Source organism: Weissella paramesenteroides ATCC 33313, assembly GCF_000160575.1.
Classification (GTDB): domain Bacteria; phylum Bacillota; class Bacilli; order Lactobacillales; family Lactobacillaceae; genus Weissella; species Weissella paramesenteroides.
The window spans coordinates 1-15,463 of record NZ_GG697130.1; the positions used below are offsets into that span (position 1 = coordinate 1).

General features: G+C 37.5%; 13 protein-coding genes and 1 tRNA gene. 2 read left to right on the forward strand and 12 right to left on the reverse strand.

Annotated elements, in window-relative coordinates; translation table 11 throughout:
• Positions 1 to 20: 20 nt before the first annotated feature.
• The 4 genes from HMPREF0877_RS05875 to ruvA form a co-directional block, all read right to left on the reverse strand.
• Positions 21 to 92, reverse strand: a tRNA-Gly gene (locus HMPREF0877_RS05875).
• A 96-nt stretch (positions 93 to 188) separates the two neighbouring features.
• Positions 189 to 1,235 (reverse strand): tRNA preQ1(34) S-adenosylmethionine ribosyltransferase-isomerase QueA, encoded by a 1,047-nt coding sequence (queA, locus tag HMPREF0877_RS05880; RefSeq protein WP_002828364.1) that lies wholly within the window; start codon positions 1,233 to 1,235, stop codon positions 189 to 191.
• 12 nt (positions 1,236 to 1,247) lie between these two features.
• Entirely contained in the window at positions 1,248 to 2,258 is a 1,011-nt protein-coding gene (ruvB, locus tag HMPREF0877_RS05885) for a Holliday junction branch migration DNA helicase RuvB (protein ID WP_002828365.1), read from the reverse strand.
• Between the two features lie 17 nt (positions 2,259 to 2,275).
• Positions 2,276 to 2,866 (reverse strand): Holliday junction branch migration protein RuvA, encoded by a 591-nt coding sequence (ruvA, locus tag HMPREF0877_RS05890; protein WP_002828366.1) that lies wholly within the window; start codon positions 2,864 to 2,866, stop codon positions 2,276 to 2,278.
• A 405-nt stretch (positions 2,867 to 3,271) separates the two neighbouring features.
• Between ruvA and HMPREF0877_RS05895 the strand changes: the two genes are divergently transcribed.
• Entirely contained in the window at positions 3,272 to 4,501 is a 1,230-nt protein-coding gene (locus tag HMPREF0877_RS05895; protein WP_002828367.1) for a multidrug efflux MFS transporter, read from the forward strand.
• A gap of 70 nt (positions 4,502 to 4,571) precedes the next feature.
• Here HMPREF0877_RS05895 and HMPREF0877_RS05900 read toward each other — a convergent pair whose 3' ends face one another.
• The 4 genes from HMPREF0877_RS05900 to uvrC all read right to left on the reverse strand — a co-directional run bounded on the left by HMPREF0877_RS05900 (position 4,572) and on the right by uvrC (position 9,264).
• Entirely contained in the window at positions 4,572 to 5,186 is a 615-nt protein-coding gene (locus HMPREF0877_RS05900) for a DUF1361 domain-containing protein (protein WP_040760795.1), read from the reverse strand.
• An 82-nt stretch (positions 5,187 to 5,268) separates the two neighbouring features.
• Positions 5,269 to 5,970, reverse strand: coding sequence for a YigZ family protein (locus HMPREF0877_RS05905; RefSeq protein WP_050755320.1), 702 nt, complete (start codon positions 5,968 to 5,970; stop codon positions 5,269 to 5,271).
• A 97-nt stretch (positions 5,971 to 6,067) separates the two neighbouring features.
• Complete coding sequence (gene obgE / locus HMPREF0877_RS05910) at positions 6,068 to 7,378, reverse strand: GTPase ObgE (protein ID WP_002828373.1); 1,311 nt, start codon at positions 7,376 to 7,378, stop codon at positions 6,068 to 6,070.
• A 92-nt stretch (positions 7,379 to 7,470) separates the two neighbouring features.
• The gene (gene uvrC, locus HMPREF0877_RS05915; protein ID WP_002828374.1) at positions 7,471 to 9,264 is read right to left on the reverse strand and encodes an excinuclease ABC subunit UvrC; all 1,794 of its coding nucleotides are present in this window, start codon (positions 9,262 to 9,264) and stop codon (positions 7,471 to 7,473) included.
• A gap of 127 nt (positions 9,265 to 9,391) precedes the next feature.
• Between uvrC and HMPREF0877_RS10440 the strand changes: the two genes are divergently transcribed.
• Positions 9,392 to 9,523: a hypothetical protein gene (locus tag HMPREF0877_RS10440; protein WP_002828375.1), complete on the forward strand. Its 132-nt coding sequence runs from the start codon at positions 9,392 to 9,394 to the stop codon at positions 9,521 to 9,523.
• A 131-nt stretch (positions 9,524 to 9,654) separates the two neighbouring features.
• Here the strand turns inward: HMPREF0877_RS10440 and HMPREF0877_RS05920 are convergent, their stop codons facing one another.
• The 4 genes from HMPREF0877_RS05920 to HMPREF0877_RS05935 all read right to left on the reverse strand — a co-directional run bounded on the left by HMPREF0877_RS05920 (position 9,655) and on the right by HMPREF0877_RS05935 (position 15,361).
• A complete protein-coding gene (locus HMPREF0877_RS05920) occupies positions 9,655 to 10,905 on the reverse strand; it encodes an ABC transporter permease (RefSeq protein WP_002828377.1) in 1,251 nt (416 codons plus the stop codon).
• Positions 10,898 to 11,800 (reverse strand): ABC transporter ATP-binding protein, encoded by a 903-nt coding sequence (locus HMPREF0877_RS05925; protein WP_002828378.1) that lies wholly within the window; start codon positions 11,798 to 11,800, stop codon positions 10,898 to 10,900. Before HMPREF0877_RS05925 ends, HMPREF0877_RS05920 begins: the two co-directional genes overlap by 8 nt.
• Positions 11,801 to 12,035: 235 nt before the next feature.
• Positions 12,036 to 14,810 carry a DNA translocase FtsK gene (locus HMPREF0877_RS05930; protein WP_002828379.1) on the reverse strand — a complete coding sequence of 925 codons (2,775 nt, stop codon included), beginning with the start codon at positions 14,808 to 14,810 and terminating at the stop codon, positions 12,036 to 12,038.
• A 35-nt stretch (positions 14,811 to 14,845) separates the two neighbouring features.
• Positions 14,846 to 15,361, reverse strand: coding sequence for a tRNA (cytidine(34)-2'-O)-methyltransferase (locus tag HMPREF0877_RS05935; RefSeq protein ID WP_002828380.1), 516 nt, complete (start codon positions 15,359 to 15,361; stop codon positions 14,846 to 14,848).
• Positions 15,362 to 15,463: the final 102 nt, after the last annotated feature.

Here is a 15,463-nt window from a genome sequence, read left to right on the forward strand (position 1 = left end):
TAACATCATTAATGATGTTAAGCGGACGACGGGAATCGAACCCGCATTCCCAGCTTGGAAGGCTGGAGCACTAGCCATTGTACTACATCCGCAAAGTGTTTCTCTGTATCAGCAACAATATATATAATACACACTTGTTCTGACAAAGTCAACACTTTTGTTATTTAACTTGCCTTTATATCTATTTCTTAATGATGAATAAACATTGCATCACCAAAACTGAAGAAACGATACTTTTCAGCAACCGCATGCTTATAGGCATTTAGAATATTATCACGACCTGTAAATGCGGCAACTAACATTACTAAAGTTGATTTAGGTAAATGAAAATTAGTAATAAAAGCATCAACTACTCGCCACTCAAATCCTGGTTTAATAAATATATCTGTCCACCCAGAATCCGCGTGTAATTCACCATCAAATTTGGCACCAATCGTTTCCAGAGTACGAATTGAGGTTGTCCCAGTAGCCACAATACGGCCACCGTTAGCGCGAACTTCATTCAATGTTTGCGCGGCTTCTTCACTCAATTGATAAAATTCTGAATGCATCTTATGATCGTCAATATTATCTTCCTCAACTGGCCTAAATGTGCCTAACCCAACATGTAACGTTAGCTCAACCAATTTAATTCCCTTGTCAGCAACTTTTTGCAAAAGCTCTGGTGTCCAATGCAACCCAGCTGTTGGCGCAGCTGCTGATCCATTAACTTTTGAATAGACAGTTTGATATCTTTCCTGATCTGCCAACTTTTCCTTAATATATGGTGGTAATGGCATTTCACCCAGTTCTTCTAATATTTCTAAAAAGATGCCATCATAATGGAATTTAATCATACGTCCACCATGTTCTAATTCTTCAATTACCTCAGCCGTTAATTGTCCGTCACCAAACACTATTTTTTGGCCAACTGGATACTTACGTGCAGGTTTAACAAGCGTTTCCCAGACATCATCCTTTTCTTGACGAAGTAATAATACTTCAACATGACCGCCAGTTTCTGGCCGAACACCATAAAGACGTGCTGGTAACACACGCGAATTATTCATCACTAATGCATCACCTGGATTTAGATAGTCTATAATATCGTAAAAATGGCGATCATGAAGTTCACCAGTATCCGCATTCAACTCTAATAATCGCGAACCATCACGCCTTTCTAGAGGTGTTTGCGCAATCAATTCGTGTGGTAATTCATAATCAAAATCATTTAAACTTGTATAATTTTCAGTCATTTATTTGTACTCCTAATTATTTTTATCGGGTAAAGGCAAATGCAGATGTTCATACGCTGCCAAAGTAACAACACGTCCCCGTGGTGTTCGTTGTAAGAAGCCAATTTGTAATAAATATGGTTCATACACTGATTCAATCGTATCAACTTCTTCACCAATATTAGCGGCGATTGTACCAACACCAACTGGTCCACCTTGATAAAATTTAATCATTGTTTCTAAAATTTTGTGGTCTACTTCATCCAATCCCATGCCGTCTATTTGCAATAAAGCAAGCGAAAAATTGACCATTTCGTCAGTAATTGTTTTTAATCCCTTAACAGTTGTAAAATCACGAACGCGTCGCAACAGGCGATTTGCTATACGAGGTGTTCCTCGCGATCGTCTCGCAAGTTCGTACGCACCTTCATCCGCAACTTCAATATTAAAGATATCAGCCGAACGCTGAATTATCTTTGAAAGTTCACCCGGCGTATAGTATGCCATATGCTCAACGATACCAAAACGATCACGTAATGGTTGCGACAACATACCTGCTCTTGTTGTCGCACCAACCAATGTAAATGGTGGTAATGGAAAATGAATTGGATGCGCAGTTGGACCTTCTCCGGCTATAATATCGACATAAAAATCTTCCATTGCAGAATATAACATTTCTTCAACTTGCTTAGGTAAACGATGAATTTCATCGATAAAAAGAACGTCACCCGGTGCCAGTTCGTTTAACAACGCCAATAGATCCCCTGATTTTTCAATTGCAGGGCCAGACGTTGTTCTCAAGCCAACGCCCATTTCGTGAGCTACAACCATTGCAAGGGTTGTTTTCCCTAACCCTGGTGGTCCATATAACAAAATATGGTCTAACGGTTCTGAACGTTGTTTTGCTGCCTCAATATAGACATGCAATCTTTGTTTCAAATCTTCTTGGCCAATATACTGCTGTAATGTACTGGGTCGCAATGTTTGTTCAATCGACTGTTCACCAGTGTCAGTAGACATATCATGTAAAAAGTCCTCTGCCATTTATTTCTCCCCAAAAATTACTGCAATAATCTTAAACCAGAGCTAACATAGGCTGCAGTAGTTAAGTTTGTCTGTTTTGTTAACTCTTTTTCAACACGCTTAATATCTTTTTTAGCATATCCCAACGCCTCTAGTGCTAGTAAAGCATCAGCTAATTCTGAATCCGTCGCTTCTTCTTGTACCGACACGTTGTTATCGTCAATTGATAGCGTCAAATCCGAGAGTTTATTTTGCAAGTCTAACACAATTTGTTGCGCCGTTTTTTTACCAATGCCTGGGAATTTTGTCAAAAAGCCAATATCATTTTGCGTGATAGCGTTAATTAACCCGGTATGATCACTGTTTGCTAAAATTGCTAATGCAGATTTGGGTCCAATTCCTGAAACATTCAGCAGTTTCTGAAATAGATCTTTATCTTCTTTAGTTAAAAATCCATATAAATTCTGATCATTATCGCGAATTATCTGCTCAACATAAACAGTCATTGTACTGTTCAAAGAAAATGCATATGGATTAGCAACTAACACACGATACCCAACTCCCTGTATATCAATCACAATATAGCTTGGTAATATTGCGGTTATCGTACCTTTTAGATATTCGTACATGTTTTTCTCCACTTCTACAAGTCACTGTTTTCATTATAGCAGAAAAAAATCACTAACCTTCGATTTACTGAATGATGACATTTTTAAAATGTGAAATTTTGTACAATAATATTCACATTTTGTTCACATTTCCTGGTTAGTATGTAATTATCGACTTAAAGATAAGTAATGAGCAAGCCTACACTCATCACTTGGTCGTTTCGTCACCCACATGACGAAGAGTTTTTACTTTCCTAGTAAATCTACTCAATTAACATATCTCTTATTAAACCTACAACAAAAAAGAACTGGTTAATAGCCAGTTCTTTTTTGTTGTTTAATGAAAATATTAATAACGTGCACGAATATCACAAAACGAGTAGAATAAATGGTTATAAAAAACAATTTAATTAGGAGACAATAATCATGTTGAAAGAAAAATTGTCAGAAATGCCTACCTGGCGGCGAAATCTATTCGTACTTTGGTTTGGTGTATTCATGACTGGCATAGGTTTTAGTGAGGTCATGCCTTTTTTGTCTCTCTACGTAGACACTCTAGGTAACTTTACCAAAGACCAATTAACACTTTATAGTGGCATAACTTTTTCCATTACCTTTTTAATGACTGCAATCATATCACCTTTTTGGGGTAAGTTAGCTGATAGTAAGGGACGCAAACTCATGCTATTACGTGCATCATTAGGCATGGCTGTTGTGTTCTTCTTAATGGGTGCTGCTCAAAATATTTGGCAACTTATTTTCTTCCGAGCATTACAAGGGCTATTTGGTGGTTTCATTTCAAATGCGAATGCAATGATTGCTACACAAACACCAAAAGAAAAAGCCGGCTACGCATTAGGAACCTTAGTAACTGGCGTAACTGGCGGTCAATTACTTGGCCCATTTATTGGTGGTATATTAGCTTCAATTGTCAGTTATCGTTTATCTTTCATTATTACAGGTATCATATTTTTACTAGTATTTGTACTTGTACTAACACTAGTAAAAGAAGAATTCACGCCCGTTGCACGTGGTGAATCTCTTTCACGCAAAGAAGTATTTAAACAACTAAAGCACCCGCAATTAACTATCAGTTTATTTCTAACCACTTTTATCATTCAAATTGTTAATCAATCAATCAGTCCTATCGTAGCTCTCTTTGTCCGCGAACTAAATCATGGTGCAGTTGGTACAACGTTCTGGGCTGGTGTTGTGGCCGCCATGCCTGGTATAGCAACAATGCTGGCAGCCCCTAGATTTGGTCAATTAGGTGACCGAATTGGTACACATCGGATTATGTTGATTGGCTTTACACTTGCCTTTTCATTTATGTTACCAACAGGTTTTGTTACTGCAGTCTGGCAACTAGCCATCTTACGTTTTATGATTGGTATCTCTGACGCAACCATGTTACCTGCTGTACAAACATTACTAACGAAAACGACACCGACACAAGTCACCTCACGCATATTTGCTTACAATCAATCATTTCAATCACTAGGTTCTGTAGCTGGACCAGCTATGGGAACTGTCGTTGCAATGTTCTTTGATTATCGAGGTATATTCATTGCCAGTGCAATGCTCATTGTTGTTAATGCTGGTTTATTCTTTTATCGCACGAATTCATTAAAAAATGATGATTCACTAAATCTTTAAATTAAAGACCTTGATATACTTTAGCAAGTTGAGACTACCAACTAATGTTTAAAGTATATCAAGGTCTTTTTTAATCTATATTTATACGACGAACCATATGGTAAAGCACTAACAAGGCAAATTGCAATGCGCCAAATGAAATAACAAACACTAAACTATGCATTGATATGGAAGCCATAAAAAGTTTTATGACTTTTTGTGGATCACTGACTATTTCCCACGAATTAATGCGCAAAAATCTGCCCAAATAAATACCATATGCAGAAACAAATGATAAAACGACATAAAACATAATTGTCCAAACGGTTGATAATTTCTGGCAGTATACCCGACCAACAATATGGGCTGAAGAAATCCCCAATATTAATCCGGTCAATACACCTACTGCTAAAATTGCATAATTGAAAAACTGTGTCTCCGTCATTAATCCGGTACCGATTGATGATAAATGACTAAAATCAGTTACCATATACATGGCATTCGGGAAGAACACTAACCAAACAATTGTTATTAAAATCTGTACTAGGCGGTACTTTTTAAAATAACGAATCAATAAGGCCAAGTCAAATGGGATTAGCGCTAAAATTATATTCCAAATTAAAAAATTGTAATTGGTTGGTACCAACCAAATAATCAAAAGTAAACCTAAAATAACTAAGTGTACTCTTACAATATCTGTTTTCATCTTTTTCTTCCAATACTCTGTTATTAATCTGACACGAATACCCCATATCATACAGTAACCAAAATAAATGCATCATAAAAACTTACTTTAGTGTTGCCGTTTTAGCATTTACTTTATTGATGTACGGTACTTCATACCAATTAATTCCGCCCAACTCAATTTGTACTTGTCCAGCCATCTCATTTGTCAGCGCTTGCTTAAATACCGTCATTTCCGAATCGGCAACAGCAATCGTAACAGTCACATCAGCAGCAAATAATGTATCCAAAATTTGATAATTTTTTTGCTCTAACCAATATTTTAGCGGATCAAATTGCTTATACGCAATTTTTAAATTGACTTCATGTCGTTGAATGCGTTCAATCAACCCACTTGCCTCAATACCACCAACAACAGTTCCAGCATAAGCTCTAACAAGGCCACCCGCTCCAAGTTTAATGCCTCCAAAATAACGTGTCACAACGACAGCAACATCACGAATAGCATTGTTTTTCAAAACCTCTAATATAGGTACGCCAGCAGTTCCAGCCGGTTCACCATTATCAGAGTACCGTTGAATTTCATTACGATTTCCTATCAGATATGCCCAAACATTATGCGTTGCTTTTCGGTGGGTCAAACTAATATCGTCAATGAACTGTTTGGCTTCTTCTTCATTGGCTATTCGAGCAATATTCACAATAAATCGTGACTTTTTAATCACTTGTTCCCAAGTATTTTGTTTGTCCGCAATTGTTATATATTTTCCTAACTGGCTAACATGCTCAGCTTGATTTCCTGCCATGGTTCCTCCTTCCATTTCAATAAATGAATAAAACTCGCTTATTCTCAGCATTACCGAAAACAAACGAGCTATAAACTTGTCAAATTAACAATCAATCTTACTCTTCATATTCAAATTGGAAATCTAAAATTTGTACAACGTCACCATTTTCTGCACCTGCTTCATGAAGGGCTTCATCTACACCCATAAACCTGATTTGTCGTGCAAAACGCATCAATGACTCAGTAAAGTTCGTATTTGTACGTTTGAACAATCGTTCAATTTCATTACCAGATAGAATCCAAGTGCCATCTTCATCTCGTGATAACTCAAATGGTTGTTCTCGTTCTTCAAATTCATAATTTGCTTGCTCATCGTCAGCATCCACCATACCCTTAGGTATAAAGACTGGTGTCTCGTCTAGCAAGTCCGCTGTTCGACGTAACAACGGCTCCAACCCTTCACGCGACAATGATGAAATTGGCATAATTTCAATGTCATCTGGCACATTATCATCGTTTCGTAATTGCTCTTCAAACATCTCAAGAGCCGTTTGTGCATCGGGCATATCCATCTTAGTTGGCACAATAATTTGTGGTCGTTCCAATAGTGCTGGATCATAGGCTGCTAATTCTTGATTGATTTTTAAATAATTGTCATAGGGATCTTGTTCGGGATCAACCCCTGACATATCAATCATATGTAAAATTACTCGCGTACGCTCAACATGGCGGAGGAATTGAATACCTAAGCCAACTCCTTCAGAAGCCCCTTCAATCAATCCAGGTAAGTCCGCCATAACAAAGTCACGACCGTCATCTAAACGAACCATCCCCAAATTAGGTACTAATGTGGTGAAGTGATAAGCTGCCACCTTTGGCTTTGCTGCTGTTACAACTGACAACAAGGTTGATTTCCCAACAGAAGGAAAACCAACTAACCCAACATCCGCCAAAACCTTTAACTCTAAGGAAATGTCTAATTCTTCACCTGGCTCACCATTTTCAGCAATTTCTGGCGCCGGATTTTTCGATGAGGCAAACCGGATGTTACCACGGCCACCACGACCACCTTGCGCAATGACTAACCGTTGACCTTTTTCAGTCAAATCGCCAATCACTGCGCCAGTCTCTGCATTTGTAATAGTCGTTCCTTGTGGTACCTTAATGATCAGGTCTTCTGCCGATTTTCCAGTCATCCCCTTGGTTGCACCATTACCACCCACTTGTGCTTTAAAGTGACGCTTATACCGAAAATCCATCAGCGTACGTAGTCCTTCATCTACGACCATAACGACTGAGCCACCATGACCACCATCGCCACCGAATGGACCTCCCATATTAATATATTTTTCATGACGGAATGAAACTGCACCATCCCCGCCTTTTCCTGCTTTAACAAAAATTTTTACTTGGTCGACAAACGCCATCGTTCATGACCTCACTTTCTTTTTAGCTTTCTTGTAGCCAACTGTAAACTGTCGACTTACATTTTACAGTACTTTTTCAGGTTTGACCACCTTTAGTCATCGTGATTTTGCATTGCTGCCAATGATATTCGAATATTATTGGCAACCCTCTCAGATATACCTAGCTTTTTCAAATCGTCTAATGAAGCAGAGGCCATTTTGTTCATTGAACCGTAGGTCGTTAGTAATTTTTGGCGTGTTTTGGGTCCCACACCAGCAATGCCATCTAGTCTTGATCCTAATGAACTTTTAGAATGTAGCTGTCGATGAAATGTAATCACAAATCGGTGAACCTCATCTTGAATGCGCTGTAGCAAATAAAAGCCTTGCGAATTAGGATCAAGGTGGACATGTGCCGCCCCCTCTTCTTTTAACAAATCAGCTGTTTTGTGCTGATCATTTTTAACCATAGCTGCAACTGGTATTGAAAGACCTAACTCATCTTCAATGACTTCTCGAGCAGCATTTAGTTGAATAACACCCCCATCCATCAAAATGAGATCAGGCATTTCACTATGTTCTTTCAACAATCTTGTATAGCGTCTACGAATAACTTCCATTGTTTCTGCACGTTCATCAGCATTTTCAACGGTTTTATTTTTATACTTACGATATTTATTTTTATTCGGTACACCATCTTCAAAGACAACCATTGCAGAAACCATATCTGAACCCTGTAAATGAGAATGATCAAACGCTTCAATGCGGTGAATTTCAGGAATATTTAATGCATCAGCAATTTCTTGCATCGCGCCACTTGTTTTTGATTCATTCATCTCTAGTAAACGGAACTTCTCATCTAGGACAATCTTGGCATTTTTACCTGCAAGTTCTAGTAAAGCACGTTTTTCACCTCGTTGTGGTGTTCGTACTGGAATATTTAATACTTGGGAAATGGCCTCTTTATCTACCCCCGCTGGCACCAAAATTTCCTTAGGTAACACAGCATTCTGTCGATTATAAAATTGAAGAATGAAACTGGTCAATTCTTCTTGGGCAGAACCAACGATAGCAAACAAACGCTTTTCTCTTTTCATTAAACGTGCTTGCCTAATAAAGAAAACTTGAACAGATAACCAACCTCTATTCATATAGAAATTAAATATATCTCTTGGTGTACCATCACGTGAGATAATTTTTTGCTTTTCAACAGTTGCTTCAATAAACTTCAATTGATCTCTCAAGTCTGCTGCTCGCTCATAGGCTAAGTTTGCTGCAGCTTCTGCCATTTTTTTCTGTAACATTTTCGTGACAACTTTAGTATCACCGTCTAAGAAGCGTTTAATCTTTTTTATTTGCTCGTTATAGACCTCTTCAGGAACTTCTTTATAACATGCTCCCAAACATTGCCCAATGTTAGCATATAAGCAAGGACGCCCTTGGTAACCATTGCAACGACGTAACGGATACACTTTTTGTAAAAAGTGTAACGTTTCCTGAGCAGCATAAACATTAGGATACGGTCCAAAATAATGACCACCATCATCTGCAACTTCGTTTGCTAATAGAATTTGTGGATCCCGCTCATTAGTTATCTTGATATATGGATACCCTGTACCACGTTTTAACCTAATATTGTAATACGGTTGGTATTTCTGAATCAGGGTAATTTCTAAAAGCAATGATTCTTTTTCGGAACTGGTGACAATAAAATCAAAATCTGCGATATTTGCCACCAGTTGCTCTGTTTTTCCTGTATGTTCACTTTTAAAGTAAGAGCGAACTCTATTTTTTAAATTTTTAGCTTTCCCGACATAGATTATCTTCCCATCCTTATCTTTCATCTGATAAGAACCTGGTAATTCAGGTAGTAAAGCTAGTTTTTGCTCAATATGTTCTGATGCCATCTATTTGCCTTCCCTAATTATTAGCTGACAATCTAATATGTTATGTTTATCCCAATTTTTCTCATTTAACCAAATTTTAATTAAACATGCTATAATAATGCTAATTATTAAATAGGAGGTCCTTTACATGCCACTACAAACCAAAAGAAATGATGAATTATCTCGCCAAATTGACGAAGTATTTGATATTCCTGATTTGAAAGACAAGAACAAAGATCGTTTCCTCGGAAATAATAAAGACGAGGAAGAAGAAAAATAGTGATAACCAAACGCCGTATTTTTCGGCGTTTTTCTTTATTGATAAGTATCATATCAATAATAACTGTCAATAATCACTTCTACATCATAACAACCCTATGCTACTTTCTCAATAGCATAGGGTTGTTATGGTTAATCTTCAATTGTTTTTTTACTGAATAATCCTTTTAAGCTTAGTAATGCTGCTTTAGTAATATTACCATCTGTATATGTCAACACATTTTTCTTATAAACACGCAACCCGTATCTGGCAAGGAAAATCAACACAACTACTTCCAATAATAGTGCAATTAATGCATCTGTCATATTGGCATATTGTAGTCCTAATCGTGCTGGCATTAAAGTTTGCGAAATGAATGGTACATATGACAAGACATTGATCAAAAGATTATGTGGTTGCCCTTCCAATACAAATGATAAAATATACCCAATCATTGCTACATAAGTAATTGGCGATACAGCCTGTTGCACTTGACTTAAATCATTAATCATTGCTGAGATAATTGCAGTCAAAATCATATACAAGAATATCCCAACAATCGCTAATAATCCGGTCATTATGGCGAAGTTAATATCAACACCAGCTAGCATATCCCTAACCATATCAATATACTGATTTTTAGGCATAAAGATTGCAAAAATTCCGCCAGCTAAAACATAAACAAGACCATGTGTGATTGCAAGACCAGCCACTCCTAAAAGTTTACCGAAAAATTGTACACCTGGTGAAGTGACCGCTAACAAAATTTCCATAATCCTAGAAGACTTTTCGTTGGCAATTTCTTGAGCTATCATGCCAACATATGCCGTTAGAAAAATAAATATAAAAATGCCTAATCCCCCAGCCAACATACTGTTGGCAGTATTAGAAGTTGCACCACCTGCAGATGATTTACCATTTTTATTATAAACAGTCGAATCAAATGCTGGTGGATCCATCAGCGTCTGTAACTGATCCGCGTTTAAGTGCAATTTTGTCGCTTGATTAAGCATATAATACTGATTAATTGTTGATTGTAATGTATCTTCAGATAATGAATCTGCATCAGTAGACATTGTCAGATGATATTGCTCATTAGCAGAGGTTAAATAGCCATCAATTTTATCTCGTTTCAAAGCTTGCTTCGCTTTAGTAGCTGATGGCATATTTTTATATCTTGCACCCACGGCCTTATTTTGTTTTAGATAGGTGGTTAATGATGCATTATTTACAACCGCAACTGTTGGTTTCTCAGTACTTTTAGTGGCGTCCATAACAAATACGATGCCACCAATGACTAACAAGATCAATATTGGTGCTAAGACAATTGACCAAAATCCAAATGTCTTTAGGCGATTAGTGTATGTTTGTCGGGCAACCAAAAATAATTGATGTTTAGTCATTTGTATCACCTCCAGCCACTTCACGACGGAAAATCTCATCTAAAGTTGGTGGTTGTTGTGCAAATACTGGCACATAACCATCTTTAGAAACCGTCCGAAACACTTCTTTTCCCGCATCATCATTAGATAACTTCAAATGTCGACCACGACCATCTTGTTCAACTGATAACACCCCAGGTATTGCCAATAATTCAGCATCAGGAACTGTTGACTCTAAATAAATTTCACTACGCCCAAATGACTCTCTAATCTCTACTAATCCACCACTTAGAACTGTCTGTCCGTGCTTTAACATTAATAATTCATCGGACAATTTTTCTACCCCACTCATATTATGCGAACTAAAGATAATCATGGCGCCATTTTTCTTTAATCGTGAAATTTCATTCATCATTAATTGTGTGTTAACTGGATCAAGACCGGTAAACGGTTCGTCTAGTATAAGTAATGATGGCTCAGTAATAACTGTAGCAATTAATTGTACCTTTTGTGCATTACCTTTTGACAAACTTTGTACTTTGTCAGTGACTTTACCCACCACATCTAATCGTGTCATCCAATGTTTTAATTTTTGTTTTGCATCGGCCTTAGTCATCCCATGAAGTTCAGCAAAATAAATCACCTGCTGCTCAATGCTTAATTTTTGGTATAAACCACGCTCCTCAGGTAAAAATCCAATATTCTGTTTATCATGGTTGGTTATTGCGTGATTATCCCAAGTAATCGTACCGTGAGTTGGCTTAATGAAGTCTAACATCATGCGAAAAGTTGTTGTTTTCCCCGCACCATTTTGTCCAATTAAGCCGATAACATGCCCTTCTTCTAACCGCATATTCATATTATCAACTGCAATCTTATCACCAAATTTTTTGGTTAAATTTTTTAATTCTATCATTTAGAAAACTCCTAACATAGTAGTTTTTAATTTATTGGCAGTTAACACACTATTAGGATAGCATACTTTACCAAGCCCTTTTGGTTTTAAATTAAATGCAATATGACATAATGACTCCTTATAAATGAATAGAGCTGCTAATCCACCAAATTAATTGGTTTGATTAGCAGCTCTTAAACTCACTTTAAAAAGTGAAGTTGATTCAAAATATTAATTCACATTATCCATATAACACTTATTGTGCGTTCTTTTTAAAACGATCCATCATTTCTGGCGTGAATTTTAATTCACGAGGTTTTGATCCATTTGCCGGACCAATCAACCCCCGATCCTCTAATGAATCAATGATACGACCAGCACGATTATATCCCATACCAAAATGTCGTTGAATAGATGATGTTGATGCACCACCTGCTCTAAGAATGAATTCCAATACTTCATCCCATTTTTCATCTAATTCATCAGTCCCCGAATTGTTGCCATTTTCTAATGCCTGTACCTCAGCATCTGATACTGACATTGACTCATCATACTGTGCACTACCTTGTTGCTTAATAAAATCAGTAATTGCAGCAACATCATCGTCAGATATAAAGGCACCTTGCACACGCTGTGGTCCGTTTGAACCAATCGGAGCAAATAGCATATCACCTCGACCTAACAATTTTTCAGCACCATTACCATCTAAGATAGTACGAGAATCAACACCTGAAGAAACCGCAAAAGCCATTCGTGAAGGCACATTCGCTTTTATCAAACCAGTAATGATATCAACAGAAGGTCGTTGTGTAGCAACAATCATATGAATACCAGCCGCACGACCCAACTGGGCAATGCGCACAATGGCATTTTCAACATCTCCAGAAACTGCAGAAGTCATCATTAAGTCAGCCAACTCATCAATGATAACAACTAAATATGGCATTTTCTGAGAAACAACACCTTTTTCTGTTTCGTCACGTTTTGCCACTAATTTGTTATAACCATCAATATTACGGACGCCTTCTTCAGCAAGTAACTTAAACCGTCGATCCATCTCTGCGACAACCTTCTTTAATCCTAGTGCCGCCTTTTTAGGATCTGAAACGACTGGTGTAATCAAATGTGGAATATCGTTATATACTGACAATTCCACTTTTTTGGGATCAACCAGCATCAATCGGACTTGTGATGGTTTTGCCTGCAATAGAATTGATGCTAAAATGCCATTAATAGCAACTGACTTTCCTGACCCTGTTGAACCAGCAATCAATAAGTGCGGCATTTTAGTTAGATCCACTTTTACAACACCACTCGTAACACCTCTTCCAATAGGAACAATCAATGGTTTATCTGTGTCAACACCAGCCTCTTCAACCATATCTCGAAAACCAACTGTTGCTTGTTGATCATTTGCAACTTCAATACCCACAACATTTTTACCAGGAATTGGTGCTTCAATACGTAACGACTTTGCTGCCAATGCTAATGCCAAATCATCAGCCAAGTTTTGAATTTTTGACACCTTGACACCAACCGCTGGTTTAATTTCATACTGAGTAACTGTTGGCCCCAATACAACCTTTTCGACCGTCGCATTAATTTTGAAACTCTGCAATGTTTGATGAAGAATTCGCGCTTTTTCACTTAATGCATCACGTTCTTGTGACTGATCAGTAGAGCCAATATGTTGCAATAACTGTGTTGTGGGCAAACGGTAATTTTTATCACTAACTATCGTTCCTAATCCACTCGCATCAACATCTGGTGTTGGTTCAGTCATTGCTGATGGTGTCACATGTCGATTGGCATGATGTGTTACCTTGTTAGCAGCTTCTTTTTCTGCACGATCTAGAATATCTACATGTGATAATGGCACATCCTGACCAGGTAATAACTCATCATCCGCCAAGTCTTCACCATAAACAACTGGTTCTACTGGATCAGCTGATTGAATCACCCGTTGAGAATCAAAATTTGTTGTCGCTTGTTGTGATGCACTTGGTGCCACAGAAGCAGAAACATTTTTTGTCCGATCAGCAGTCTTTGGCACACGACTAGCTTCACTGTTCTTCATTAACGTTGAATCAACAGACATTGTGGCTTGTTGTTCATGTTGGGAAGTTGGGGCGACAATTTCGGGTACCACAAACTTCGTTACGCTAGCCTCTGAATCGTCATCAGTTAGCGATTGTTTTTTATTGAAATGAACCTCGCCAGACGAAGAGGCCTCGGGTAGCGGTTTTTCTTTCTTTCCCTTTCGTGGACTAAATGGTTCTTCATTAAAGAATTCATTCATCGCCTCTTGTTGCCGGTCTTTTTGTTTGGTACGGAAAGTATTGATAGACTCTGTCACCTTTTCATGAGCAGTGGTTGCTTGTGTTTGGACTAAATCCCCTGCCCCTTCGGCAAACGTAAAGAAATTATCGAATACACCGCGTAATGGCAATCGAAACATAATAACCGTGCCGACAATCAATAAAATAATTGCAATTAACCACGAACCAAAATTACTCATGGTCAAATAAGTATATTGATAGATAATTGCTCCAATAATTCCGCCACCAACAGGTGTTGTTACTGCATGATTATTTAAATCTTGGTTGATCAATTGTTGAATGGTTGCAACATAATCACTATGCAAATTCATTTTGTTAAACAGTAGGATTGATCCTATCAACATTATACCAACATAAAACAATGTAAACCCTAGATAATGATGCCATTTCAATCGAGGTGGCCATGTTCCATATGCCATGACGACTAAGAGTGGTACCAACAAAACAATCAACAATAGTTGATATGATCCGCCAACCAATAATCGAATTAAATTTGCAACTAACTTCCCGATTAAACCAACTTTTGCAATAGCCAATACGGTTAAGATGACTGCAATTAACCCCGAAATCTGTGGTAATCGCGAAATAAACCAGGCTAATGTATCATTATTGCTCTTTTTCTTCCGACTAGATGTCTTTCTTGGTCGCCGATTTGTCGTGCTTTTTCTAGTTGTCGTTTTTTTATATGCCATATGATCCTCCTTTCATAAAAAGTTTAACCTAAAAATTACTTAAGCTTATCGTAATCATATTCATGCGTCAGATCAAGATTAGGGAAACTCTGCTGACGTAAGACCTCATAAATAATAATTGCTGCTGTATTTGATAGGTTTAATGAGCGAATATGCTCGTCATTCTGCGGAATACGCAATGCTTGATCTGGATGCTCTTTCATAAAAGGTTCTGGCAGACCAGTCGTCTCCTTACCAAATAAGAAATAGTAGTCATGATCAGTATTTGTGTAGTCAGCCTGATGGTATGATTTTTTTGCAAACTTCGAAATCAGGAACAATTCATCAGTATCTTTTAAAGTTGCCATAAAAGCAGGCAAATTTTTATGAACTGTAATATCGACGTTATCCCAATAATCCAAACCAGCACGCTTAACATGCTTATCATCTAATTTAAATCCCAAGGGCTCAATTAAGTCTAATTTCGTATTAGTTCCTGTTGCCGTTCTAGCAATATTTCCCGTATTTGCTGGCATCAATGGTTCAAATAAAACAATATGATTTGTACTCATAATTAACTTCTCCTATTTTCTCTAGGTTATTTTAACCTACACGTGATTAATGCATACAAAAACAAGTATAGCACGTACATTCAGTACCTTGTGCTATACTTG

Excerpts from the sequence above, each read along its gene's own strand:
- HMPREF0877_RS10440 (WP_002828375.1), top strand. The coding sequence starts at position 9,392 with ATGCCACTACAAACCAAAAGAAATGATGAATTATCTCGCCAAATTGAC.
- HMPREF0877_RS05905 (WP_050755320.1), bottom strand. The coding sequence starts at position 5,970 with ATGGCAGGAAATCAAGCTGAGCATGTTAGCCAGTTAGGAAAATATATA.
- HMPREF0877_RS05925 (WP_002828378.1), bottom strand. The coding sequence starts at position 11,800 with ATGATAGAATTAAAAAATTTAACCAAAAAATTTGGTGATAAGATTGCA.
- ruvA (WP_002828366.1), bottom strand. The coding sequence starts at position 2,866 with ATGTACGAATATCTAAAAGGTACGATAACCGCAATATTACCAAGCTAT.
- HMPREF0877_RS05900 (WP_040760795.1), bottom strand. The coding sequence starts at position 5,186 with ATGAAAACAGATATTGTAAGAGTACACTTAGTTATTTTAGGTTTACTT.
- HMPREF0877_RS05935 (WP_002828380.1), bottom strand. The coding sequence starts at position 15,361 with ATGAGTACAAATCATATTGTTTTATTTGAACCATTGATGCCAGCAAAT.
- HMPREF0877_RS05930 (WP_002828379.1), bottom strand. The coding sequence starts at position 14,810 with ATGGCATATAAAAAAACGACAACTAGAAAAAGCACGACAAATCGGCGA.
- HMPREF0877_RS05895 (WP_002828367.1), top strand. The coding sequence starts at position 3,272 with ATGTTGAAAGAAAAATTGTCAGAAATGCCTACCTGGCGGCGAAATCTA.
- ruvB (WP_002828365.1), bottom strand. The coding sequence starts at position 2,258 with ATGGCAGAGGACTTTTTACATGATATGTCTACTGACACTGGTGAACAG.
- HMPREF0877_RS05920 (WP_002828377.1), bottom strand. The coding sequence starts at position 10,905 with ATGACTAAACATCAATTATTTTTGGTTGCCCGACAAACATACACTAAT.
- queA (WP_002828364.1), bottom strand. The coding sequence starts at position 1,235 with ATGACTGAAAATTATACAAGTTTAAATGATTTTGATTATGAATTACCA.
- uvrC (WP_002828374.1), bottom strand. The coding sequence starts at position 9,264 with ATGGCATCAGAACATATTGAGCAAAAACTAGCTTTACTACCTGAATTA.
- obgE (WP_002828373.1), bottom strand. The coding sequence starts at position 7,378 with ATGGCGTTTGTCGACCAAGTAAAAATTTTTGTTAAAGCAGGAAAAGGC.